Below are 25,753 nucleotides of genomic sequence, written 5' to 3' on the forward strand. Positions count from 1 at the left end.
TATTATTAATATTATTAATATTATAAATATTGTAGATATTATTAATATTATTAATATTATAAATATTGTAAATATTATTAATAATATTTACAATGCAAGAGGTATTGTATGGAAAAAAGATTATTCTTTAAATAAGGTTTATAGTAAAGGAGAAAATGCTATGGAATTAGAGGCAGTAAATAGAGAAGATATGATTATTAATAAATTACATTTAAATCCAGAAGGGGTGTTGGATTTAGTAAAATCTATGAAAGAAGTTACTGATGAAAATGAGGGGAGTATGGATTTTAATGAAATAATTGAAACCCAAGTATCTAGATTACACGGAAAAGAAATGGAAGCAGAAGTTAATTCTCTTAAAGTATATACCGATGATCTTGGTTGTATGACACCAGATCTAACTATGCAAGTTTTAAATTATTATCAAGATACACGTGGTTATGTTGAACTACCAAAAAATCAAGATGAATTATCTTATATTACAAAAGATGTAATTATGCAGGAATTATTACAGCAATATGTACCTGATCGAGACATTTCAAAAGAAGAAATTAGTTCCAAAGACCTTGATAAAGTTATTGATGGAGTAACAAAAGATTTTTCATTAGATAAATTCCAATCTAATACCAATGATGAAAAACAAGGAGTTACCTATAAAATTGAGCAAACTTTCAAAGGAAACATTAATGGTGTAGTTGTAAAAAATGCTGAAGTATTTGATACCACTGTAGATATTTTGCAGTCCATCGAAAAAGCTAAGCATATTCCAATGCACGATAAAGAGTTTACAGAAAATCTTGTAGAAGCCGTACAACGAATGAGTGATAAAAATGAAAATTTTGATTTTTCTGAAATGCTAGAAGGTACATATGCTAATTTAACATCTTCCCCAACTTTGAAAGATTTTAAAATCGTTGATTATTACGGACAGAAGCCTGAAAATAGCTACGCAGCAAATTTAAATGCTAAAATGGAAAATGGAGATTTTGAACATTTAAAACCAAAAATAGCTACAAAATTAAACACTATTTCCAAAGAAAAATCCATGTCACTATAATATTTTTGCAATTTCTATTATTTTGAACTATGAAATGGGTAAATCACAAATTAATAACTGGATCTATTGTATATATAACAACAAATGATGTACTATTAACTATTTCTGCTGTGATTGGCAGTATAATTCCTGATGCCGCGGAGTTCCCTCCGTGGCATTATAAGGATAAAAGAGATTATTTAAAACAACATCGAAAGATTACACATTGGATAATTCCTTATTTATTCCTTCTATCCTATATTTTATATCTTAGATATATAAATGGGATTACATTTATAAACACAATAGGTTTTGGAATAACATTAGGAGCTATTTTTCATATTATAGAAGATGGTATATGTGGTACGGTGCCATCCTTAGATCCAAGAAAACGAATAGGAGTGCTCTTATTTAGAACAGGAGCTATTATAGAGTATTTGTTATCTTTAGTATTATTTTACATAGCTATATATGTTGGTTATGCCAAATTGTAAATATCATAAACAATATAAGCAATATAAATAATATTTATAATATTTATAATATTTATATTATTTATATTGTGTAGAGGTACAAATGAAATGGATGAAGTAATCATTGAATCAAATAAAACAAATTTAAAATTAAAAGAAGATGAATTAAGAGAGATTTTATCTAAAGAAACTTATGATGATTTTAAAGTTAAAACAATGGATGGACATACTTATGAAGTAAAATTTAGAGGAGAACCCAATACAAATTCATATCAAACCACAATTTATGATGAAAATGGTGTGGCTAATTATATTGGATTCCCAAGTGATAAAACGGTATTAACAGGCGTATTAAGAGCAGATTGTGTAGAACTTTGGAAAAAAGAAGCTAACAAATTAAATGAACAAATTAGAGGGGCTTGGCCAGATGGTGTAGAAGTACATAACATTTCTACTCATCCAGATTTTCAAGGATATTTGCCTATTGGCCATTTATCTTTAAAGGCAGAAAATATGTTATTTGAAAATAAATATAATCACTTATCAGATAGCGAAGTTAAAGAAATTAACACTCGTTTAGAGGAACGAACTCCAGATCTTTTATTTGATGTTCAAAAAATGGCTGTTACAAATCCTGATAATGATATGATGAATATAAAAATATCAGACTATTTAAAAATAAATAATATAGATCCACCTCGTACATTTACATCTGTGACGGATGGAAAGGCAAAGCATCTTGCAGGATATTTAATGAAAAATGCTGATATTCCTGAAAGTTTAGCAAAAAAAGCACTTACTCCAAGCCAATTTAAGCAATATCAACAAGGTAATGAAAAAGAAATGACTAGATAATAAAAAAGCCTACAGAGATTAATCTGTAGGCTTATTTTTTTCATTTATAGCCTCGTATTGCTTCACTCTTGCATAGAAGGTAGTTTTACATACCCCTAATGATGTAAAGGCCTCTACGGCTGTAATATGATTGTTTTTCCATAGGTTATACGTATAGGAGAACTTATCATATTCTTCCTTATTAATAAAATCGTATTTTTTAGGCCTTCCAAATTGAACACCTTTTTCCTTAGCTGCATCAATGCCTTCTCGTTGTCTTTTATGGAGTTTTAATAACTCTTGCTCTGCCAGCGTAGATAATACCTCTAAAAGTAAGTTATTGATCATATCCATAATGGTTTTAGACATTTCATTATGCACTGTGAAATCTGTTAGAGTAGTTGGAATATCTAATATTCTTACAATAACACCTGCTTCTTTAAAAAAATTTAATTCTTCAAATATAAGTTTCTTAGAACGTCCAAGACGATCTAATTCATGAATGTATAACTCATCACCATTGCGGCAATATTGCTTTAATGCTTCATATTGTGGTCGATTAAAATCTTTGCCAGAAGTATGATCTATAAATAACGCTCGTTCTTCAATCCCATATTTAAAAAGCTCTTGAATTTGCCGATCTATATTTTGTTCTCTAGTAGAAACCCGAATATAACCTAATTTCATCTTAAAATCCATTCTTAAATTACAAGTAAAAATTTTATACTTACATGAAATTGTTTAATTCTCCCAAAAAGTCTATAATAGCCATTGCAATTTTTTTAGATAAAATTGGTGGAACAGCATTGCCTATTTGTTTAAATGCAGCCGTTCGAGAATTTTCAAAATAAAAATCATCTGGAAATCCTTGTATTCTGGCTGCTTCTCTTACTGTAATTGAACGATTCTGTCTTAAATCTGGATGAATATAGTAGTGTCCATCTTTTGCAATATGAGCAACAACTGTATGACTGACAGAATTATAATCCAACGCTTTATATCTATCTAAAAAAGATATTGTATTAGAATGTGTTCGTAATTCTTCAGGTATATCAGTATACCTAAAATTCTTACCTTTTTTCTTAGCTTTTAGTACCAAATTATATATCTTCAAATCATTTTCATTGTGTGGTCTTGCAGCATGTTGTGTTAAAATATTATTTTCTTTACGAATATATTTCTCAATAAATTGGCTTGAAACATCACAACAATACTTCTTAGAACTTTCCCCCGGCTTTATACCTGGTAAGTCCTCAAATAATTCTTTTATAGTTGGAGCATCCTCAACATATGTAGCCAAGAAGTCAAAAAATGAGTTATTGAACACTAAATCTTTTCGCTTTCCAACAAGTATTAAACGTTCTCTTTTTTGTACCACACCATAATTACTTGCATCTACTATTTGATGATCTACTTCATATCCACACTTATTAAATTCACAAATTATTTTGGGTAAAAGTAATTCTCCTGATAAATCCTTAAAAGAAAGTAATCCTTTAACATTTTCAAAAACAAAAAATTTTGGTTTATATTTTTCCAGAAAATCTAAATAGTATTTATATAGATAAATTCTTTTATCAGTAGATTTTTTCGACTTGTTATTGGCTCTACCTATTATAGAATATGCCTGACATGGTGGTCCACCAATAATACCATCTAACTCATTATTGCTTAATCTTTGGTCAATAAATTCAAAAATCGAAGGTATTGTATCATTACTGATTTCCTTATTCAATATATTTTTAGTTAAATCTCTTGGTATAATGGAATATAAATCATCTCTTGAGATTTTACCTTGAATATATTCATAATATGGAGATAGGTTATTCTTTTTTTTTAAATAATAATATACATTTCTTAATTCTAAAGAAGAGCAAGCATCTTTGTCCATTTCTATATGACAAATAAAATTATAATATCCTTTATACCTAAATCCCTCTGTCAATCCACCAGCTCCTGAGAAAAGATCTACTATATTTAGCATATCAACACCTTCTTTCATATTTGATTAAAATAATCATTTTGTTTAATCCTATCCATTATAATTTAAAAAAGTATATATATAATAAATGAACGTTTATTAACTATATTATACACCTTTTTAAACTATTATTACACCTTTTGTTCACAAAATATTTAAGTATACTTTTATGAACTAATTATTATGATATAATATGCCTGTTACAGGTAAAACCGATTCCGTAACAGGAGGAGGTGATTATGTGTTTTTAGTAATTAAATCAATTTTAAAAGCAATTCTGGTGAATATAATTGGCTACTATATTCGCAAATGGATTGAATTGCTATTCCACTTGTAACAATCCTAGATTTTGTATTAATCTATAAATAATACAATGTAAAACTCCCTAGGTGGCATCCTAGGGAGTTTTTGTGTTTTTAGTAATTAAATATTATTTAGCTGATACTATTGTAGCATTTATTTGTTAGTATTTCAATATTACATTAATTTTAAAGTGATGTTAATTTTCTAATTATTCTCTCTATAGTTTTAAGCCTTTTTCTCCATATAATCACGAAGTGCCATTACTACAATTTTAGAACGATTCATACCTAAATCGTATTGTTCCATCAAAAAATCATAAACATCTTCTGTTAATGTAAAACTCATATTTTTACGCTTATTACTTTTTGATTCTCTAACTTTTTCTACTTTTTGAGGTGATGATTTAACAAAATCATTGCTTTTTATTGTTTTAAACGTTGCCATTATTTTCTCCTATCTACTATATTCTTTAGCTTTAACAATTTTATCTATTCCTTTATTTACTAGATCATCTATATTTAAAGCATATTGATCTGGATCAATTTCTTTGGATAGACCTGATATAATTCCTTCATGTTTAGCAATTTTTAGTTCATAAGATAATGTGTCTAAATCTCGTCTTTCCATAATATCTGCTAAATTTCTATACTGCTCTAAAGAAAATTTATTTTTATAATTTTCTAGTAAAAATCCAACATCATAAATATCTCTTGCTTTACTTCTAGCACCAAATGCATTTATTTTCTGAGAAATTAGGTTTTCAATTTTATAAACTCTAATACCTTCTTTATCTATATAATCGTTAGATCTAATACCTTTATTCCTTAATGATACTTCTAGCTTTAGCTTGTATTCATTACATCCTTCAGGTAAATCCTGTCTTTTAGCTCCATAATCAATCATAGCTCTAAATGTAGTTTCTGTATCCTTTTTTACGGTTATACTTAAATTATAACCTTCAACTTTTAGGTTAATAATTTTATTTTTTAATTGATTTCTCCAATTGATTGCATCTAAATCAATATCCTCTGAAAATCTATCTAATCCATAACCAAATAATAAACCAGTTCCACCTTTAAGCACAAAGTCATTTTTTAATTGCTTTAATATTTTTTCCATAACATCAATACGTTCTTTTTCATGTTCTTGTAAATATTGGTGACTTTTAGATATAAACATTATATACCCCCATTAAGAATACATTCATAATATTGTTTTGGCATTTCTTTCTTTATAAAATTTGATAATTCTTCATTAGTAAATAAAGGCTTTAATAGAGTAAGAAGTTCTTTTTTTTCAAAATCATCTAAAAAGTTATCTATATCACCAGTTAATCTATTTAAATACACAATCGGCTTGGATTCTTCTAATGCTTCAAAGATTAGATCCGCTAAAGCACGAACTTTATCAGCAGCATAAAAGATTCCTTTAGTAGGAGCTATAAATTCTCTTTCTTTAATTCCAACATCTTTAAAAATAGGATTCGTTTTATAAGTTTTAAGAGGTTTATTTTCATCTTTACTATACCAATAATCTAATGTATGCCAATCTTCAAAGATAAATTCTTTGTTGCTAGAATTTAATAACTCCCAACCACTAATATAATTATCAGATGAAGTAGTTGGAATATTTTTTAAAAAATACATATTATCCTCTTTTCTTTAGTATCTTCTTAATTTCATCACACAAAGAATTAATCTCTTCTGCGGATGCAGATTTACTTTGTTTTTCAACAACACTCTTTCCTTCAGAAAAAGCATCCTTAAAGATTTTTCTAGAGGAAATCATGCTATTTAATACTTTTAAACCAAATTCTTTCTTAATTAACTCCTTAATGCCATCAATTTCTTTTTTACTACGACTGTTAACCTGATTAAGAATAACATATTCTTTAGCTAAAATACTATTGTCATTAGCTTCTTCTAAGATGGAATAAAAATTTTGTAACCCTAATAATTCGATCTGGGATAATCCAATAGGCGTTAAAATTACATCGGCATATAAAATAGCTAACCGATGTAGATTATTATCCATACCACCACTATCAACAATAATATGTTTTTTTCTATTACCTTTATAGTCCGCTAAAAATGCCATTTCCTCATCAGATTGAGCGTAAAATACTTTCATTTCAGGATAGCCAGCATCTTTTCTAATTTGATTGAAAAAGAAGCTACTTCTTTGCATATCCAAATCTAATATTGGCAGTGTTAATTCTACTGCTAAATTGGTGGCAAGTGTAGATTTACCTACACCGCCTTTTGTATGTGCAACATTAATAATCATAAAATTATCTCCTTCTCTCTAAGAAAAAATATAAATACTATCTTATAGTTGTATTATACTACATAATATTTTTATTGTAAATAATATTTATATTATAAATAATATTTTTATTACAAATATTGTACATATTATTTTTATTATAAAAATAAAGACCTCTAATTTAGAGATCTTTATTATAATTAATTGTTTTTTTCGCCAGTGTTTTCACTTACCGTATGATTTTCAATGATTGCATTTCCATTATTAATAATACTAACTGTATTACTTGACGTATTTATATTATCGTTAACAGTCTTAATAAAATCATTTTCTTTATACTCAACATGTGGGTCAAAGTTATAGTATTGATTTTCTACCTTTTCTATAACTTCTATTTTGTCTATACGATCTAAAATGCGATCAATGATAAAATCTCTAATAGCAATTGAAGGATTTTCTTCTACTTGCATAAATAGGTGTTTAATTTCGCCAGAAATACGAATTGTTAGATTCTTATCATTAGGTTGTTTACTAAGTCTTTGGTAAAGTTCTAATCTTCTGTTATCCATTTTTCAATCCTTTTCTAATATTCATCTAAAATAAATATAATGTTAGTGCATTTTGTTAGTGCAATATTCCTATATCTTTATTATAATGTAAATTATAGCACAATAGACACCAATAGAGGTGTCTATCCATGCTTTTGCAATTTCTATTATTTTGAAAATAATCAAAATAATACACCGCCACTTATATATGAACGGTTTTTGACAATGGGGACATGAAAATGTTATACTAATAGTGTCAAATTATCAATATATAAGCGTTTCCACGATTTATTAAACCCATCTATGTAACCTATTTTACCATAATTGGGTACATAAATAAAGGTTTTGGAGGTATCCCATTTATGGAATTAAATTACTATATTGTTACTACAGGTGAAAATATTATGTTAAAAAGAATTGATGGATCTGTACTATATGATTTAAATGATTTTAATAGTTCTGAGATAAAATTATTTTTAGATATAGCAAAAATTATTGGAATGTCCAATTCTGGGCAAACAACATTATACTTAGAAGATTTGAATATAGATATAGCTAAAAGCAAACTGGTAAGGTTTATTAAAAAGTTCTGTAGAAAAATTTCCGCTATTAACTGCGTTTCTATAACTAATAAAAAAGAAAGTATCTTTTTTTTATTTTCCAACATTACAATTGACCTAAATGAAATGAGTTTAGATATACAAAGTAATCCTAATTATCATCATATTTTACAAGAAATATATAGTAATTGGACTGTTGAAGATTTAATGATTAACAATTCCTTAAAAACAGAATACGCTAAATCTTTTTATACACTATTTAGATTTTATCATGATGGTAATTTTACTATTTCTGTAGAACATTTAAAAGATTATTTATTTATTGATCCTAACAGTGTATACCAAGAAACAAATAAACTGATGTATAAAGTTATAAAACCATCATTAGCTGCATTAGAACCATACTTTGAAAATATAAAAATAGATACGATTAAAAAAGGAAAGTTTATCACTCATTTCATAATATCATATGATAAAGGGGCTGTAACAAAATAGCCCACAAATAAAATAGAGGAAAGTTAATCAAAAACTATCAACTTTCCTCTATTTTTTATATTTTAAATAAGCAAAAGGGCCCCGAAGGACCCTTTTCATTGGTATAATGTAATTATGAACAAAACCAATACCAATGCATATCATTATACCAAATTGGCGAGACCTCGCCAACTAGTTTTACCATTGGATTATGGCATTTTGATCAAAGAAACGGCGCCAGTGCGGTTACTCGATGCTGTATTAGAGGAGTTGGATTATACAGAGTTACAGCATTTGTATTCTTCTAAAGGAAGAAAATCTAAGGTTCCACCGCATATTCTGTTTAAAATTTTTATCTATGCTATGTCCGAGGGCGTGTATTCTACACGTGCTATCCAAAAACAATGTGAAGAAAATATCAATTACATGTGGCTATTACAAGGATATCCTGTACCTAGCCATATGACATTTCAGCGATTTTTTGCTCGTTGCTCCTTAGAGGTGATTACGAATTTATTTACACAAGTAATGGAAGCCATTGCAAGAAGAGATACTCTTACTTTCAACGAAGTATTTATTGATGGAACGAAAATAGAGGCTAATGCTAATAAATACACGTTTGTATGGAAGAAAGCGATTCAAAAAAGATTGGCTACCTTGCCCTCTAAGCTTATCGCGCTGAAGCAAGATATAATTACTGAGTTAGGGATTGATGTATCGCAGGTAAATGATGAATTACTGTGCCATATATTAGCGAAAGAAATTGAACTACATCAAATTAATTTTGTGTTTGGTAAGGGCAAGCATAAGACTGCATTACAACGATTATATGAAAGAGCAGAAGCTTTAGTAGACAAACGCAAAGAATATGAAGCACATTTAGCCATTATGGGCGAGCGAAATAGTTATTCCAAAACAGATCCTGATGCCACTTTCATGCGTATGAAAGAAGACCATATGCAAAATGGCCAATTAAAACCAGGCTACAACGTTCAAATAGCCGTTCACTCCGAATATATTATGGGTGTAGGTATATTTCCTAATCCTAACGATACCAATACATTAATCCCATTTTTGCATCATTTAGAGAGTTTGCATGCTGCTAAGTTTAAATATATAGTAGCTGATGCAGGATATGACAGCTACGAAAATCTATTATGGTTAGAAGAAAAAGGATACCTATCTTGTATTAAGCCGAAGGACTACGAACGCTCTAAACAACGCAAATGGAAAACAGATATTAATAAAGCTCGTAATATGGAATACTCACCTGAAGAAGATGCTTTTATTTGCGCTAAAGGGCGAAAGTTACACTATTCTCACCGCCGTAAGAGTAAAAGTAAGACTGGATTTACTTGGGAAAGTAAGGTATACGTTTGTGAATCTTGTAATCGCTGTGGATACAAGTCTGAATGCCTGCGATATGCAAAGAAAAGTACAAAAAATCCTACTAAGGAAGTTTGTATCACTCCAGGATATGACTCGGTATTACGACATAACCAGGAAAGAATCTTGAGTACAGAAGGAGTTCGATTGCGCACAAACCGCTCTATACAAGTGGAAGGAGCCTTTGGAGTACTAAAACAAGACTTTCAGTTTAGGCGATTACTACACCGTGGTAATGACCATGTGCGAAAGATGCTATACCTATTAGCGATGGGATTTAATATCTCGAAACTACACCATAGAATCCAAGATAACAGGATACATACCTCATTATTCTGCCAAAAAGAAATTGCGTAAGCCTAGAAAACAAGCCATTTACATAGGCTTATTTAAGTGCGCCTAGAAATGGAAAAACTACCGAGATATCTTGTGATAGCACTATCTCAAGAACCTTGGTGGTTTCTGCATGTAAAAAGGACTGTAACGAAAATGTAAAAAAGTACATTTTGTTACAGCCCCATGTATCTTATTTACTTTTAGCTAATTCTTGTAACTCTTCTTTAGAAAGTACTTTATCTTTGACTTTATTGTAAATATTACCATCAGATTCTACAATTTTACCTTCTTTAATTTTGTAAAATCCATAGTCAACTTCTAAAACTTCTTCTTTTAACTCACCTGTATTACTTTTAAATAAATCTGTTTTATTTTTTTTATCATAAAAATATCTATTAACAATAAATGTATGATTTCCTTTTCTTTCTATAGAAAGATATGTATAGCCATTATCACTAGTCCATGTTCCAACAAATTCATCAGCTACGCTTGAACCACAACCAGCAATAAGTGCTGTGATAGATAAAATAACGATAGCTAGTAAAATAGATAACTTTTTCATACTGTTTCTCCTTTTTAAAATGATATTGGATTGATTATATTTGTATTCCATCGGAATCGCAAACTGACTATTGAACGCCCCTCTTTAACTTTGTCCACTGCTAGATTATTAAGATGTTCTCTTAATTCCGCTAACGCAGGATTGAGTACTCTTTTATTAATATCAGAGAACATATAATTTAATGGAATATTCATTGCTTCCTTAAATATATTTATAGGAAGATTACATACATTTTTCTCTCCACAAATAATTAATAAACGATATAATCTTTTAGCATATTTTGACTTTAGTAGATTAAAAATTGATATATTTTCAGTAGTAAATTTTTCACTTTCTAAAGTAAATAAACTCTTAATTGATTCGCTTACTTCTATTATTAAAACATTGTAATCCATATTAATATAAAATTTTATATTTGGAATGGTTTTCTTTAGTTTCTGACCTATAGATTTTAATATTTCAATGTATTCCTCAAATCTATTAAATTCAACAGTAGAAGCAGTTTTGATATTCTTTAGACTAATCGTTATATATTCATTTTCTAAATAATCTATAGATAAAAATATGATACTATAAAAAATTGAATACTCTCTAGATGTAAACTCTTCAAAGAAAAAGTTTCTGTTATTTAATAACTTGGTCTTGTTCATCTAATATCTTCCTAAACTTTGTAATTAATTTCTCAGATAGAGTATAAACTCCTACATTATTACCTTCGTCTACTGTTACTTTATGAGCATCATACGTTAATATTTTTACCATTGGATCGTTAAGTGCTTTAATAGATTCGATTTCTTTTAATAAATCAATTTCTTTTAAATCTTCAACATTTTTCTTTCGATGCAATTCTATTTCTTCTAGAGAAGAAAATGTTTTCTTACATTGTCCCATCTGATAACCTTGATGTCCATAAAATTTTTCTCCAGTTTTTTTATTAGTTTTTGTATGTAGAGATTGATTACAATAAGGACATAGAATTGCTACTTTAACCTCTGGTAACTCTTCTATTTTTGCAAAATCAGCAATAACTAGTTCATCTTTACTAATTGGTTTAAATTCAAAAAGAAATTCAGAGACCTTAACTCCTTTTTTTATTTTTGTTAATTTTAAATTTTTAAAAATATGGCTTAATTCTTCTATAGCAGGATTTAAAACTTTTTGATCAATATTTCCCATTTTATAATATTCCGGTATATCCATTAATAATCTAAATTGCTCTATCTTAACCCTGTATTCACCAGCAGAACCATATTGTTTTAAAAATCTAAATAAGTTTTTTGAATAAGAAGATTTCAAAGAATTTAGTACTTGTAAATCAAATAAAGTGAATTTATTGGTGAGTTTATTTAAGAAGTATTCATAATCTTTATTCAAAGAAATTGTTATATATTCTTCTTCCTTAAAAATAATAAACGTAGGAAATAAAACAAATGATTCTAACACTTTATCATCTTCATATAGAAACACAAGCCCTTGAATTTTTAAATGTAGTTCCTTTAATGTTTCGTAAAACTCATCTTTATCTTTAAATTTTAAACTACAGATGCTCTTTAGGTTTTCAAAAGAAATCTCATATTTTTCTGCCCCTTTATCCTTCATAAAGGTACAAAGAGTATAAAATAATGATATTTCTCTTGATGTAAATTTCCTTAAAGAAAGTAGATTCATATTATTGTGATATTTCACAATGGAACCCATTTTTTCACCCCCTTTATCTACATTATAATAAACAACTTTTTAAAAGTCAAGGTTGTTTATAAATTTAAAAAAAGTTTTTGAAAATTCAAGATTTTAAACTATTTTTTTCGGAAAAAGTTGTTTATTGCTCGGAAAAAGTTGTTTATTGCTCGGAAAAAGTTGTTTATTGCTCGGAAAAAGTTGTTTATTGAAATTTGAATTATATTTTATTTTTCAAAAGTATATTATTGGGGACATATAATTTCTTATATATCTCTATTTTTACAACCTATAAACGGCTTTATCAAGCCTTATAAAGAATTTTAATTAATAGAATTCAAGTTATTTTATATATTCATTTTTTTCAATGTAGGTACATAAAGAAGAACTCGGAAAAAGTTGTCAATAGACTCGGAAAAAGTTGTTTATTTAAAAAAATCGCTTATTTTTTTTAATAAAAATCAAATGTTTTTCAAGAAAATTTTGATCTAAAACTCGGAAAAAGTTGTCAATAGACTCGGAAAAAGTTGTTTATTACCCCTCGTGAGGCATTGATATGACTGGGCTCACAGACCCCCTAAAAGAATTAAAAAGAATTATTAAAAAAAAAGAAAAAAGAATATTAAAACCTTATAATGTAAATTTTGATTTAAAACTTTTATTTTCCTTTTTTTATTTTTGTTAATTTTAAATTTTTTATTTTTTTTGATTATACGCCCTATAAGCGTTTTTTAGTTATTCTAGGTATAATCTATCTACAGAGTATCCAGAGCCACCTTATAGCTTAAATTAGAGCGTTTAAATTAAATGTTTATCACATACTAGATCATTACAATTATTAACTCAAAATTTTTTCAATACTTTTTGATAGCTTAAAAAATAACATTTCAATTCAATTAAATCGCCTGTAAGGTCATTAATTAATCATGCACATGTATTTTATTGTGAAATAGGTTAGACAGGCCTTATTGCTTAAATTAGAGCGTTTAAATTAAATGTTTATCACATAGTAGACCATTACAATTATTAACTCAAAATTTTTTCAACACTTTTTGATAGCTTAAAAAATAACATTTCAATTCAATTAAATCGCCTGTAAGGTCATTAATTAATCATGCACATGTATTTTATTGTGAAATAGGTTAGACAGGCCTTATTGCTTAAATTAGAGCGTTTAAATTAAATGTTTATCACATAGTAGACCATTACAATTATTAACTCAAAATTTTTTCAACACTTTTTGATAGCTTAAAAAATAACATTTCAATTCAATTAAATCGCCTGTAAGGTCATTAATTAATCATGCACATGTATTTTATTGTGAAATAGGTTAAACAGGGCTTATTGCTTAAATTAGATAGCTAAAATTTGATGTTTACGTAATACTAGATTCTGCTTTTTTAGATTTCTTTAAAAGTATGATATACTTTTAGTGTTGCTAATCCCTTAAACTGGCAACAGGAAGGGGGTGTTGTAATGTATAATAACCAACAATTCTTGCGAGACGTTATGGTAAACGTAACAGCCTATTATGTTTACAAATGGTTAGACGTACTTTTCAGTATTCTTTTTAGCAACTAGCCTAACGCTTTAGCATTAGCGTAATAATGCAAAAAAATACCCCAGAGTTCCGACCTCTGGGGTATTTTGTGTTATAATGCATAACCAACAATTGCCTATTCGTATTATATCACACTTAACTGTATATGCAATAAAAATTTCACTAGATTTTTTCATAGCTAGCATATATAATAACATATGCAAGGAGATATTTTTGTCGGACAGACAATTATTTCTTGTTAAGCCTATTTCAGCGCCAACTGAAATGGGCTCTTTTTTTAAACTATTACTCTAGCTATTTTTTATGCTTAATCTAACACCTTTTCTATATCCCATAGCAAAAGCAATGGCTGTAAAGGTAATGCATAATAAAAAATCAAAAGCAGTAGAGAATAGTAGAATGCCTATCAGCGTTGCTGCAATGACAGACAGAACAATTAAAATACAATAAACAATAGTTTTTAATGTCATATGTTCTCCTATTCACTAAATCTTGGTAATCGTTGTAACGTATGTTTTTCTATGTTTTCTTTAAATGGATTATTTTCACCTTTAGAACCCATAGTATCGAACTTATTAAAGCTACGAATGGATTCAGACATAGTTCTTCTAGCTCGATCCATCGAGTCATTAGCAATCATTTGTATAGCTTGTTGATTCGCAAGCATGGCTTGTCCAACAGAGGTATGAGCATTTACGCCTTGCATTAATGCTATTTTTTCGTTTTCAGCACGAACACCTTTTACCTCATCTTCTGTAATAGAATAAACTTTTTTTTCTGACTCTTCATTCATCTTTGTAAGCTCTGTAGCTCGATTTACTAAATTCATTGTTTCTTGTTCGTGGTTTTTGCCAATTCGCTTGCTATTTTTATTTAGAAACTCTTGGTCAAACGTACCACCCATGTTATTTAAAAAATCTAAGCTGTACAAATCTTTTAACTCTTCAGTGACTTTTTTCTTTAAGGATAAAAGTCCTTTTGCATTTTCTTGGAGAGCTTTGGATTCTGTTACTAACTTATTAAAGTCATCTTTGTAGGCTTTAAAAACTTTATAGTTTTGACTCATTTCTTTTTCAAAGTTAGATAGTGTAGCAAAATCCTTAGCTTTTTCTCCTTCTTTGATAACTTCCAATTTATGTTGCCATTCTACAAGTTTATCCTCAACAGTACCGCCACTAAAATGCCATCTAGCTTCTGCAACATTGTTTGTTGATAACAAAATTAGGGATAAAATGATAGGAATTTTTAGTTTATTCATTTGTATTTGCATGTTTGATAACATATATACCACCTATAATAATCCAGAGAAGAAATTAGAGCAGGCTTCACTAAGTTTAGTAGTAAAAAGAGCTAAGAAGAAAAATACTCCAACAAACATGAATACATCTGGTACATTATTTGCAGAAATAACTCCTAATGTTTGTAGTTGTGAGTTGAGTAGATTTAATAGAATTGCGGTTAAAATTAAATCAAATAACGTGGAAATAATAACACCAATCATCATATTTCCTCTATTCCCAATTTTAGGAATGAAATTGATAGGAATCCCTAATATACCAAAGCTACATACCATATAAAAGGCAACAACCTTATACATCACCCATAACATAAGACCGATAATAATAAATAAGATTACCCAGTTTAATATGTTAAGGATGATAAATGGAAACATCTGATACCATGCTTCTACTAAATTCACTTCAGGGTGCATATTATTGGCCATAATATGCTTTACCGTATCGTATAAAGTAGAGAAGTTTAAAAAAGTTTCTACTGTATGCTGATTACCAGTCATAGTAGATGATACATTTTCAAAAAATGGAATAAATAAGGTATCTATTATCTTTTTCCATTCCTTGGCAAGCGTAATAAAGAATCCATACCGAATAATTTTAGGAAATAATTCAGTAAATGGTAACTCACCTTTTAACGCACATTGACAAGCAAACCATGCTAGGTCAATGACCATTAGGGCGTATAGCAAGTTTAGTATAGCTGGTTGCCAACGATCAAAGGAGTTTTTAATAACTTCAATAATTTTATGTGTGGCTTCTAGTAACTTTTCTGATGGAGAAAAATATTTAGTGTAATCGAAGTCAATCTTAGGAATAATCTTTCTAAGAGTTCCACCAAAACCACCTTCTGGATTATAACCTCCGTCTAAATCCCATCCAGCAACACCTTGATAAAATGGGCGTGGATCTTGTGGTTCTCCATTAACTCTGTATTCTGCATGTAAATGAGGGCCAGTACTTCCACCAGTATTACCAGAATAAGCAACTAATTCTAGTTTCTTGACGTGTTGTCCGGGAGTTACTAATACTTCGCTTAAATGACCATATAAACTTGTTATTCCATTTCCATAATCAATAACGACAGCATATCCATAGCCAGAAATCCATCCTGCTACTACAACTGTACCATCAAGAGCCGCAGGCACTTTTGTACCTTCATCTAAACCTATATCTAATCCAGCGTGTAATCGTCTAGTTCCATAAATTGGGTGAATACGCCAACCAAATTCACTTGTTACAGTACCACCAAATTTAGGTAGTATTTCATTAGCTTCTATAGTTTGCATTCCAAGCCCTAATCCAAAACAGATTAGGGCAAAGAAAAGAAGAATTTTTTTAAAGTAATGTTTCATAGGCAACACCATTAATTAGGGAATGCTTGCTTATGAAGATCATCTACTTTTTTACCCATTTCAGCCATAGGGTTTGCTTTGTTACCAGCACGATGTAGACCAGCCATATATTTACCAACAGCACTATTTGCTACTTTATTTCCAACTTTATTAGCTGCATTACTAGCTACATTATATGCATGTTTTACACCTTGTCCAGCAGCTGTATTATCTAATACAGCACCACCTATATCTTTAGCAACTTTACCAGCAGCGGCACCAGTATGTCTACCTATATAAGCACCAGCGGCTCTTGCTCCGCCAGTAGCATAATTTTGTACCATAGCACCAGCAGAAGCTACTAAGTTAGTAGACTGAATCATGACACCATTTGCCATAGCGCCTGCGAACTCAGTAACTTTAGAAATGATATGACTGAGGAAGAAGATAGCTATAGTGGATGAGAATAAAGTAGGTAGAAGAGTAGCTTTAATAGCTTCCTTCATTTGGTTATCTTTTAATCCTTTATCTATCTCACTCACTGTAAAGTTTTGATCTATGAAGTCTTTAGTAATCGCTATCATAAAGACACATACTAGGAGCTTTATTGAGGTAGTAAGGAGAATACCCCATGTTTTTTCACTCATGGATTTTGTCCATTTGGTTTGTGAAAAAGGGAGTAATACCATGGATAAAGCTCCCATGATGTAAAATTCCATCTTTGCCATGAAAAATGTCCATGAAATTTTTAGGAAGGCATAGCTTAGAATGATGATTAACACAATAGCTAATAGATAAATCATAAAGACATCTAAGCCAAAGCTACTATCTTTTAGGATAAACCCTAGGTAATCAAATATGGTCTTATAGGATTTACCAATTAATCCTGCAACAGTAGGTAATTCCTTTAAATTGCCAGCCAGACTCCCAATTTTTTCAGCAGAATCCTTAATCATTAGAGTAAAATTTGTCCAGTGATTAATGAGCCACATAATAAAACCTACGTGGATAATTTTAGTAATAATATTACCCCAGTTAAAATTGGAACTGAAATACATTTCCCAATTGGAAGCAATCCCAATGACTGCAAGAGAACCTGTAAGAGCTAGTAATGGAGCTTTCAAATTAGTAATAGAACTAGCAGTAGCTACTTTTATGTTTGTTTCGAGATCAGTAAAAAGTTTTAGAACGGTATCAATACCATAAGCAGCAGTAGCTGCATCAGCCATATTACCACCATCCTTCTTTTTCAGCAGCTTCTCGGTAAGGATCAGAAACAGGTTTGTTTTCAATTTCCTTTATAGCTTTTTCGGCATTTTCAGAAGCTTTATTAAAATCAGATGCTGTTTTTTCAATCATTGCTTTAGCACCGTCTTTTTCGAGCTTTTCAATTTCAGCTTTTGCGGCTTGCTGTTTAGCCATAGTTGCCTGAATTTCACTATTAATGTTAGTAGCTTTAATTTGCTCCTGTGTTAGATGGGCTTGTAACTGTCCTAACTCTTTAGCACCTTTAGCATGTTGAATTTGATCTAATAATTTTTGGATGCGTTCATTAGATGCTTTTAGCATTTCTTGATTTTTCATCAATAATTCAGTCGCATCTTTATTGATTTTTTCAAGTTCTTCTCTGTTGTGAGAGACTTTAGATTGAATGTCACTTAGACTAACTGTTTTATAGTCAATGTCTGTGAGTTCTTTAAATTGCTCTTTATAGGCTTGTTCAGCAGACTTTAATCCATTGAAAATTCCCATTAAAGAAGATTTTGTCTTGTTATAGTTATCATCCGCTAGTTTTATACTTTGACGAATAGGATCCACAAAGTCCTTCTTTAATCCCATTAAGTTTTGGCGTTGCAATTCAATTTGTTCTTTTAGACGATTGATTTGCTCAGTAGCTTTTTTAAGTTGCTCACCAATTTGTGCATATACTTTTGGGTCATACACTACAAATGCAGCGTGAGATTGTGGTGGATGTACAAGACCTAATGTTAATCCTAAAGAAAGAGCAAGGCATACTTTTTTCATTTTTTTGTTCATGCTAAACTCCTTTATACGCCTTCCAAGCCTGAATAAATTCAGCTGGAGTTAAGTGTTCTAATTCAGCAACTTTTAATTGATCGCTTTTTGCTGTAGCAGCTAAAAAGGCAATTTCTTGTTTGGATAGATATAAATTGAAGATACGACTAAAATCTGGAGATTTGAAGTAGTATTCCTGTTTTGGAATCATATGCTTAATGATGATTTGTTCTGATGCATTTAAGCCAAATTCATGGTACATTAACGCATTTATATCAGAACTAGATGTATTAGGCATAAAGATTTTAGTTGGCATGTTATTAATTACTACTGGTTTAATTTCTTCGGAAATATCAGATAAGTTTTGAGTCGCCATAACAACAATAGCATTTTTCTTACGTAAATCTTTTAAATACTCTACGATTTTATTAGAGAAAGATTTATTTCGTAAGAAAAGCCAACATTCGTCTAATACAATAATTGTAGGACTACCAGTAAGCTGTTGTTCGATGCGATGGAATAAATAGTCAAGGGTAGGAGCAACAATAGCCTCATTTTCCATTAATTTCTCCATTTCAAAAACTTGCCAATTTCCTTGGCCAAAACGGTCTACATCACTATCAAAGAGTTGTCCATAGGCACCGCCTTTACCATCAATACCAGTTAATTCATTGAGTAATAAACGCCAATCTTCATTTTGAATCGTTTGTTTTAGAGATGTCATAGTGCGTAAATGCACTGGCCGATCTTTTAGTACACGAAGGGCGTCTAGTAATTGCTTTTTATTTTCTGGTGTGATAGTAAAGTTTTGAGCGGTAGCATATCGAAGTAGCCATTCATGAACCCAAATTAAGTCAGTATCTTTATCTATTTGAGACAATGGCTGGAAGGCAATGCTTTTAGTATCTACCAATAGATTATAAAAGTTGCCCCCCATTGCCTTTGTAAGTACACGACTGGATGCAGATTTATCAAAGATAAATACCTTAGCATTCGTGTATTTTAAGTAATTGCATACCAACGTATTTAAAAATACAGATTTACCTGTACCTGTTGCACCAGCAATAAATGTATGGCCAACATCATTGACATGTAAATTTAAATAGAATGGTAAGCCTTCAGGGGTAGTTGTTTTGAGTAGAGCAGCATCAAAAGTATTTAAACTTGTGAAGTGCTTATTTTTTTTTTGACCCTCATACATAGCAGATAGAGGGGAACAACTAGCCATTGTCATAGAATGTACAAGAAACTTTCTTAAATTAAATGTGTATACAGAGGGAATTGTAGAAAGCCAAGCAGAGGTAGCATTGTCTTTTTCTATATTGGCTACAAAGCCAAGCTCGTTAATGCTACTTTTGATTTCCTGCAATTCTTCTTGTAATACATCATAGTTTTTGTGTAACAGCACAATATTAATTGTTAAATATCCAAAGCTAACATTATCAGATTCTAGCTCTAAAATTGCATTTGTTACCTCATCTCCATCACGTACAGCAGATAAATCAACATTATTACTTTCTCTATTGTTGATTGCTTCGTACATCATGGTGAACATAGATTTTGACCGTTGATAATGATTTTTTTGGATTGCCATTAATTCTTTTTTAGATTGGTCTTTAGATAGTCCAATCCAGCGTGTACAGAATCTATATTCACTTTGCAAGGAATTAAGCCGATCAAACATAGTGGGGTATGTAGTAGTTGGTAAATCTTTAATACCAATAACACCAATATAATGATCACCTAATTTAGGTGATCGACCTGTTAATAATGGGGCATCACTTAAATTTTGTGTAATAAAGAAATTATTCTTAGTTTTAATTGGATACCATTGATCGGAGATGGTGCTGTGTAAATAAGTAAGAGTTTCTTCACGATTTAATGGAGTTACAAATGGCATAGCTTTTTGTAATAAAAGAACAATATCATTACAGTTGTCTAAAAAATTTGATTCAGTTTCTTTTAGACTGTCTAAATAATTTTGGTCTATATTATCTAATTCAGATTCCACTAATTTAGGATTAAAAAGTGCAAATACATCCTTAAATAATCCTTTAAATTCCTTAAAAACAGCTTTATTATCTTTGTCAATCGCATTTCCAACACGTTTTAATAATTCGTTTGGTTCTCTATATACAATCGTAAGATAATAGCGGATTCTAAAGTTACGTGAATTAGTGAGATTTTCTTTCCGAATTACATCAAATTCACGTTGTAAGTCATTTTCTGTGGAGAGTTCGATATAATCTGAATCGTACTCTTTTTGTGATTCAAAAAATAACATAAATCCATGAGGAATCCGTTTTAATGCATTGTTGACACGTTCAAAATACATGGAAAAGTCATCATTGGTTAAGCAAGAACAATCTGCTCCATAAAATGAATATGTTTTTTGTAAGGTATTGTTATTATTAAGAATCACATTATTATTTGTCATGGCAAGCCAAGTAACGACTTCAGATAAGTCCGCATATTTTTTTGCCAAAATAATCTCCTTTCTAGACACATATTGTGTGAACTTTTAATGAAAATAAATATTTTTGAATTTTAAATTTTCCTTTAAAATTGGAATAAGATTAACGTCAATTCTATTAATTATTACTAGTAATGAGTAAATTGCAATAATTGGTAAAATCGCTCTAAATGTTTTAAATAACATAATGCTACCAATTGAAGATAGAAAAATTAAGATAAAATACTCTCGTTTAACACCGCCCCAAAGAAGTGGTTTATAGAGAGATTTATAGGTGTTTATTTCCATAATGCACTCCAGATTAGCTACCAGTAACAAGACCAATAATGGAAGGAGCCCAGATAGCAATACATACAGCAACTAGAATGATAAAGATTTTTTTAATTCCATCACCAAGATTTCCCATAAATAAACCGATTGCAGCGATAATTAAACCTAATGTTGCTAAGATTTTAGCAGTTTTACCTGTTAAAGTATCTACAAGTTGATCTAAAAAATGTTCCCAAGGCATTAGAGCTTGACCGCCAGAACCAGTTAATTTTTTGCTGGAGTAATCAGCAGCAAAGCTAAAATCAGTGAAAAGTGATAATGCAGTAAATCCTAACACTGCAAAGGATGTATATTTTACAGTCTTTTTAAAATCTTCATTAATTAAAATGGAGTTTACTTTGTCAGTAGCAATTTCCATAGCAGCCTTCATACGTTTTGTTTCCAAAAGGTTCATGTCTTTCTTTCCTTTCATAATAATAAAAATTGCAAAAAAACATAATACTAATTATGAGTTGTCATTAGATAGTGTTTATAATATAAATACAATTTACAATATAAATAATATTAATATTGTAAATAGTGTAAATAGTGTAAATAATATAAATATTGTGTAATGTAAGTAAAACATAATCTTACAAGTGTTTATAAACAAAGTTTTGTGTCACAATATCATAACTATCTAATTCTAAAATTTCTGTTACTTTACGTTTCGTTCCGTTAGGAGTAACAATTTTTTGAATAGATACGAGGGCATCTACAGTAGAACCAATTAGAGAGCGAATATCTTCTGTGGCCATAGTAGAATTTTCTTTAGCTAAATACTCTAATCGCATTAATCCATCCATCGCATCGTTGGCATGAGTGGTTAAAAATCCACCAGCATGTCCAGTATTCCATGCTTTTAATACATCAAAAGCCGAGTTATCTCTAACTTCACCAACAATAATTCTGTTAGGAGAAAGTCGCATGCAAGAATAAACCAGATCTCTCATTGTGATTTTGACGGATTGTAAGTTTTGACTAGTCATAAGTTTCATAACATCATCTGAGGAGCATTTTAGCTCTGGAGTATCCTCTAAAATTATGATTCGATCATTAGGAGTTAATTCACTCATCTTTTTTAGTAAAGCATTTAGAAATGTTGTTTTACCAGACCCAGTAGCACCAATTAGAACAATATTTTTATGTTCTTTAATTAGAGATACGATAGTATCGTAATAATGTTGACTAAGGATTCCAGTTTCAACATAGGATTCTAGGGAGTAGATAATTTGAGGCTTTTTACGGATAAAAAATGTAGGTCTTGTTACAGTAGGTGGATACATAATTTGAATACGAATATCCAAAGTATCCACTTCAACACCAAGGATTGGTGTTCGTTCTGTAATTAATTGTCCATTATAGCCTGATATGGATTGGCAAATACTACGAACAGTACTCTCTTCCATTTCTATGCCAGTATCTATACGTCCAATATTGGTTTCAAATCTCAGATGGTAATCTTCATTGATATACATTTCTGTAATTTGTGGGTGGTGTAAACCACTTAAAATAACATTTCCTAGGGAATTTAAAATGTAATCAGTGTTACGGATTCTCTCTTCAGAGACTTCTCCCTTATCACGTAATGGCTTTAAATATAATCTTGATACATCTTCTTCAGAAATATATTCTAAAGGCTTTAATTGAGGATACTCCTTCATGAATGAAGTGAGTGTATCAAAATTATTCATCATCTATATCTTGCTCTGGTTCTTCGGTTGTGGAGGAACTATTGTCATCAAGTGATGGTGCCGTAGTGAAACGAGTTTCGCCTAAAGCTATTAATGCATCATGCATGGAAGGATTTTCCAAGGCTTTCATAGTAGCACCTATAACAAAGGCAATCCCATTGGAATCAGAAGAGTAAAAATCAATGCCTACTTCTTCTAAAGTAGCAAATAATTTGATAGCAATATCTTTTTGAAGGCTTCGCTCTTTCTGTGTGAGTGTAGCCATTTGTTTCTCTAATTTTTCTTTTAGAGATTGACGTCTCTCTTGAATCGCTTTAATTCGCTCCCTTGACTTTGCAATATTTAACTTTTTAGTGGTGAGATCACTCATGAATAACCCCCTTTCAGTGAAAGAAAATAATGTAAATTATGCATACAATAAAAATAATATAAATAATATAAATGTTATTTACAATATAAACAATATTTATATGATAAATATAATATCGTATAGCATTAGATTAACTGGAAATATAGGCAAGGGAAAATAGTAAATTAGAAGTGTATTTTATGTTAGGTTTGGTGTACTACATACTATCCCTATACCCTATATTTCCAGTTTTATTTAGTTTTTTGCCTAACTCAATCTTTTTGATCATGTCAGGGCAAATAAACCACTTGTTTTTTGGTGAACGAATCGTTAGTGACTCAATAATAACTACTGACTCATTAGCAAGTTGAGTAATAGTTTCAGAAGCCATTAATAGAGGACGTTCTTTTTCAATCCATGTTACAGAGTCTTGATCCCAGGGTAGAATACTATTTTTGCCACTTTTTTGTTTCAACAAAATAGTTTGCTTACCGAGTACGTTAGAAAGATATTCTGGAGTTTCTTTATCCCTTGGTGATAAGAATATTTGCGTTACTGCGTTTGTCAGAATTTCCATATTATTATAGGTTGTTTTAATCTGATCTAACCCTTGTACAACAATTAGTGCTTTAAAACCATAAGAGGCAATATAGCCTAATTGGCGGACAAAGTTTTCCATTTTACCAAAAGCAGGAAACTCATCTATGAGTAGTAAACACTTATGAAGTTTCTTAGCCTTGGCTTCGTTTTCTGTACCGCGAGTAATAATAAACTCCATAATGAGTTTAAAGAGTTTACCTACACGCCCCATATCTGATGGCGGAACAACAAGGAATAAGTCTGTAGGAGTTTTACGACCCCTAATATCACCTAAGATAAAATCACTGGTGGAAGTATTATCCACAATGATTTTTTCGCCAAAAATATCTAATGCCGTAATGGCAGTAGATAAAACAGAACCGCCTTCGCCTTCAGGCTTAGATAAAAAGGCTCCAAATTGCTGCATCACAATAGGGTGCATTCTAGGTGTTTTTAAGGCTTCAGGTGTGAATGTAGTAATCTTTCTAGCATCTTTTTCTAAAATCTCTAGTAATAAGTATGGTAAATCACTCGTTTTATTATGCACAAAGAGATGTACAGGAAAGTGATAGTGTTTTAATTCATTTTCTAACTTTTCATTGAAAGAAATTGGTTCATTCGTAAATTCATCTAATGAAACTGTTAAAAACTCTCTCACATGATATAAAGAAGTTTCAATATATCCCTCATCAGTAGGCTCTAATTTATTTGTCATATTGTACTGAGCATGCTTATATTTTAGATGGGTTAGACACCCTACAAGTAATGCTTTAGCATTCGTTTTCCAATGAGCATCTTTTCCATCAGGCGGCCCTACAATAATATCTAGTAAGTTTTCAACATCTTTTCCTTCGTTAGGAGTTCCCCAGCGAATTTCATTGACTGGATTAAACCTATACGTAGGCCGTGTATCTGTAGGAGCAAATGAAATAACTTTATGCCCCATTACATATTTTCTATATGCACCAGACATTTGTAAGTTTTCTTCTTTTAAGTCAGAAACAATACAAGAACCTTGCCATGTAAGTAGGGTAGGGATAATAATACCGATACCTTTACCAGCACGAGAGGGAGCAATTAGAATACTATGCGTAGGATTTGATTGTGGATCTACAATATATTTTCTACTAGATAATGTTAGATTGGAAAATAAATTAATCCACCTATCTAGCGTACTAGATGAAATAGAACGACTTACTTTTTCTCTATCGAATCCAGAAAATGACCTATTCTTAAAGATATATGTAAGACGTTTAAAGAAAACAATTAAAGATTGAGAAAAGTTAAATAGATTCTCATAATTTACCCCTGAATACCAAGTTCCACAAATAACACCGCCCTTGAGCTTATTAGGAGAAACAAGTAATTTCTTACTTTCTATCTCGCTTTGCTTAGCCCATTTTGCTGTACCAGAAGAGGTTAATTCTTTACTTTCAGATAGCTTTTTAATTACAAGAATTACTAGAATACTAATAACAAAGCCAGCAAGCATCCATGTATTTCCAGCTTGTATTAGATTAGGAATATATTTTTTATACCGTATAAATACATATAGGAAGGTAAACGGAGCATATATCTTTCCATCATGCCAACCAAATTCTTTAATGACGGAATCATATCCAGAGGCTTCTAGTAATTTTTGCATGGCTATATCTTGAAATAGCCAATTTATGCCTAAAAAGATAAGAGAATTAATTAAAAATTTCTTCAT

Annotated in this window: 25 protein-coding genes; 5 read left to right on the top strand and 20 right to left on the bottom strand. The window is 30.2% G+C overall.

Annotation, left to right across the window (positions count from 1 at the left end; translation table 11 throughout):
• Positions 1 to 160 precede the first annotated feature (160 nt).
• From EO117_RS06365 to EO117_RS06375, 3 genes are all read left to right on the top strand, one after another.
• Positions 161 to 1,057: a hypothetical protein gene (locus tag EO117_RS06365; RefSeq protein WP_126939645.1), complete on the top strand. Its 897-nt coding sequence runs from the start codon at positions 161 to 163 to the stop codon at positions 1,055 to 1,057.
• A gap of 29 nt (positions 1,058 to 1,086) precedes the next feature.
• Complete coding sequence (locus EO117_RS06370; protein WP_126939646.1) at positions 1,087 to 1,530, top strand: metal-dependent hydrolase; 444 nt, start codon at positions 1,087 to 1,089, stop codon at positions 1,528 to 1,530.
• Between the two features lie 87 nt (positions 1,531 to 1,617).
• Positions 1,618 to 2,364 (top strand): hypothetical protein, encoded by a 747-nt coding sequence (locus tag EO117_RS06375; protein ID WP_126939647.1) that lies wholly within the window; start codon positions 1,618 to 1,620, stop codon positions 2,362 to 2,364.
• Between the two features lie 18 nt (positions 2,365 to 2,382).
• On the opposite strand, the gene EO117_RS06380 is transcribed toward EO117_RS06375, so the two are convergent.
• From EO117_RS06380 to EO117_RS06410, 7 genes are all read right to left on the bottom strand, one after another.
• On the bottom strand, positions 2,383 to 3,030 hold the full coding sequence (locus tag EO117_RS06380) for a recombinase family protein (protein WP_126939648.1): 648 nt from the start codon (positions 3,028 to 3,030) through the stop codon (positions 2,383 to 2,385).
• A 40-nt stretch (positions 3,031 to 3,070) separates the two neighbouring features.
• Entirely contained in the window at positions 3,071 to 4,345 is a 1,275-nt protein-coding gene (locus EO117_RS06385) for a DNA cytosine methyltransferase (protein WP_240632595.1), read from the bottom strand.
• 507 nt (positions 4,346 to 4,852) lie between these two features.
• Positions 4,853 to 5,071 (bottom strand): hypothetical protein, encoded by a 219-nt coding sequence (locus EO117_RS06390; RefSeq protein ID WP_126939649.1) that lies wholly within the window; start codon positions 5,069 to 5,071, stop codon positions 4,853 to 4,855.
• A gap of 9 nt (positions 5,072 to 5,080) precedes the next feature.
• Positions 5,081 to 5,806 carry a nucleotidyl transferase AbiEii/AbiGii toxin family protein gene (locus tag EO117_RS06395; protein ID WP_126939650.1) on the bottom strand — a complete coding sequence of 242 codons (726 nt, stop codon included), beginning with the start codon at positions 5,804 to 5,806 and terminating at the stop codon, positions 5,081 to 5,083.
• On the bottom strand, positions 5,806 to 6,273 hold the full coding sequence (locus EO117_RS06400) for a hypothetical protein (protein ID WP_126939651.1): 468 nt from the start codon (positions 6,271 to 6,273) through the stop codon (positions 5,806 to 5,808). Before EO117_RS06400 ends, EO117_RS06395 begins: the two co-directional genes overlap by 1 nt.
• A 1-nt stretch (position 6,274) precedes the next feature.
• Positions 6,275 to 6,913, bottom strand: coding sequence for a ParA family protein (locus EO117_RS06405; RefSeq protein ID WP_126939652.1), 639 nt, complete (start codon positions 6,911 to 6,913; stop codon positions 6,275 to 6,277).
• Between the two features lie 179 nt (positions 6,914 to 7,092).
• Positions 7,093 to 7,461 (bottom strand): hypothetical protein, encoded by a 369-nt coding sequence (locus EO117_RS06410; RefSeq protein WP_126939653.1) that lies wholly within the window; start codon positions 7,459 to 7,461, stop codon positions 7,093 to 7,095.
• A gap of 341 nt (positions 7,462 to 7,802) precedes the next feature.
• Between EO117_RS06410 and EO117_RS06415 the strand changes: the two genes are divergently transcribed.
• Both EO117_RS06415 and EO117_RS06420 read left to right on the top strand, forming a co-directional pair.
• Positions 7,803 to 8,495 carry a replication initiation protein gene (locus EO117_RS06415; protein ID WP_126939654.1) on the top strand — a complete coding sequence of 231 codons (693 nt, stop codon included), beginning with the start codon at positions 7,803 to 7,805 and terminating at the stop codon, positions 8,493 to 8,495.
• Between the two features lie 114 nt (positions 8,496 to 8,609).
• On the top strand, positions 8,610 to 10,217 hold the full coding sequence (locus EO117_RS06420; RefSeq protein ID WP_126939655.1) for an IS1182 family transposase: 1,608 nt from the start codon (positions 8,610 to 8,612) through the stop codon (positions 10,215 to 10,217).
• Between the two features lie 169 nt (positions 10,218 to 10,386).
• On the opposite strand, the gene EO117_RS06425 is transcribed toward EO117_RS06420, so the two are convergent.
• The 13 genes from EO117_RS06425 to EO117_RS06490 all read right to left on the bottom strand — a co-directional run bounded on the left by EO117_RS06425 (position 10,387) and on the right by EO117_RS06490 (position 25,753).
• Positions 10,387 to 10,758 carry a hypothetical protein gene (locus EO117_RS06425; protein WP_126939656.1) on the bottom strand — a complete coding sequence of 124 codons (372 nt, stop codon included), beginning with the start codon at positions 10,756 to 10,758 and terminating at the stop codon, positions 10,387 to 10,389.
• A gap of 14 nt (positions 10,759 to 10,772) precedes the next feature.
• Positions 10,773 to 11,408 (bottom strand): replication initiation protein, encoded by a 636-nt coding sequence (locus EO117_RS06430; protein WP_126939657.1) that lies wholly within the window; start codon positions 11,406 to 11,408, stop codon positions 10,773 to 10,775.
• Positions 11,383 to 12,456 (bottom strand): replication initiation protein, encoded by a 1,074-nt coding sequence (locus EO117_RS06435; protein WP_126939658.1) that lies wholly within the window; start codon positions 12,454 to 12,456, stop codon positions 11,383 to 11,385. The genes EO117_RS06430 and EO117_RS06435 overlap by 26 nt, the downstream gene beginning before the upstream one ends.
• A 1,830-nt stretch (positions 12,457 to 14,286) precedes the next feature.
• The gene (locus tag EO117_RS06440; RefSeq protein WP_126939659.1) at positions 14,287 to 14,466 is read right to left on the bottom strand and encodes a hypothetical protein; all 180 of its coding nucleotides are present in this window, start codon (positions 14,464 to 14,466) and stop codon (positions 14,287 to 14,289) included.
• An 8-nt stretch (positions 14,467 to 14,474) separates the two neighbouring features.
• Positions 14,475 to 15,254 carry a hypothetical protein gene (locus tag EO117_RS06445; protein WP_126939660.1) on the bottom strand — a complete coding sequence of 260 codons (780 nt, stop codon included), beginning with the start codon at positions 15,252 to 15,254 and terminating at the stop codon, positions 14,475 to 14,477.
• A gap of 33 nt (positions 15,255 to 15,287) precedes the next feature.
• Complete coding sequence (locus EO117_RS06450) at positions 15,288 to 16,643, bottom strand: M23 family metallopeptidase (protein WP_240632596.1); 1,356 nt, start codon at positions 16,641 to 16,643, stop codon at positions 15,288 to 15,290.
• Between the two features lie 11 nt (positions 16,644 to 16,654).
• The gene (locus EO117_RS06455; protein WP_126939662.1) at positions 16,655 to 17,851 is read right to left on the bottom strand and encodes a type IV secretion system protein; all 1,197 of its coding nucleotides are present in this window, start codon (positions 17,849 to 17,851) and stop codon (positions 16,655 to 16,657) included.
• 1 nt (position 17,852) lies between these two features.
• The gene (locus EO117_RS06460; RefSeq protein ID WP_126939663.1) at positions 17,853 to 18,659 is read right to left on the bottom strand and encodes a type IV secretion system protein; all 807 of its coding nucleotides are present in this window, start codon (positions 18,657 to 18,659) and stop codon (positions 17,853 to 17,855) included.
• A 1-nt stretch (position 18,660) separates the two neighbouring features.
• On the bottom strand, positions 18,661 to 21,123 hold the full coding sequence (locus EO117_RS06465; protein WP_240632597.1) for an FtsK/SpoIIIE domain-containing protein: 2,463 nt from the start codon (positions 21,121 to 21,123) through the stop codon (positions 18,661 to 18,663).
• A 289-nt stretch (positions 21,124 to 21,412) separates the two neighbouring features.
• Positions 21,413 to 21,835: a TrbC/VirB2 family protein gene (locus EO117_RS06475; protein ID WP_164727511.1), complete on the bottom strand. Its 423-nt coding sequence runs from the start codon at positions 21,833 to 21,835 to the stop codon at positions 21,413 to 21,415.
• A gap of 178 nt (positions 21,836 to 22,013) precedes the next feature.
• Positions 22,014 to 23,084: an ATPase, T2SS/T4P/T4SS family gene (locus EO117_RS06480; RefSeq protein ID WP_126939666.1), complete on the bottom strand. Its 1,071-nt coding sequence runs from the start codon at positions 23,082 to 23,084 to the stop codon at positions 22,014 to 22,016.
• 22 nt (positions 23,085 to 23,106) lie between these two features.
• On the bottom strand, positions 23,107 to 23,484 hold the full coding sequence (locus tag EO117_RS06485; protein ID WP_126939667.1) for a hypothetical protein: 378 nt from the start codon (positions 23,482 to 23,484) through the stop codon (positions 23,107 to 23,109).
• A gap of 196 nt (positions 23,485 to 23,680) precedes the next feature.
• Entirely contained in the window at positions 23,681 to 25,753 is a 2,073-nt protein-coding gene (locus EO117_RS06490) for a type IV secretory system conjugative DNA transfer family protein (RefSeq protein ID WP_126939668.1), read from the bottom strand.

It is taken from the genome of Veillonella sp. VA142, from assembly GCF_003992135.1.
Classification (GTDB): Bacteria; Bacillota; Negativicutes; order Veillonellales; family Veillonellaceae; genus F0422.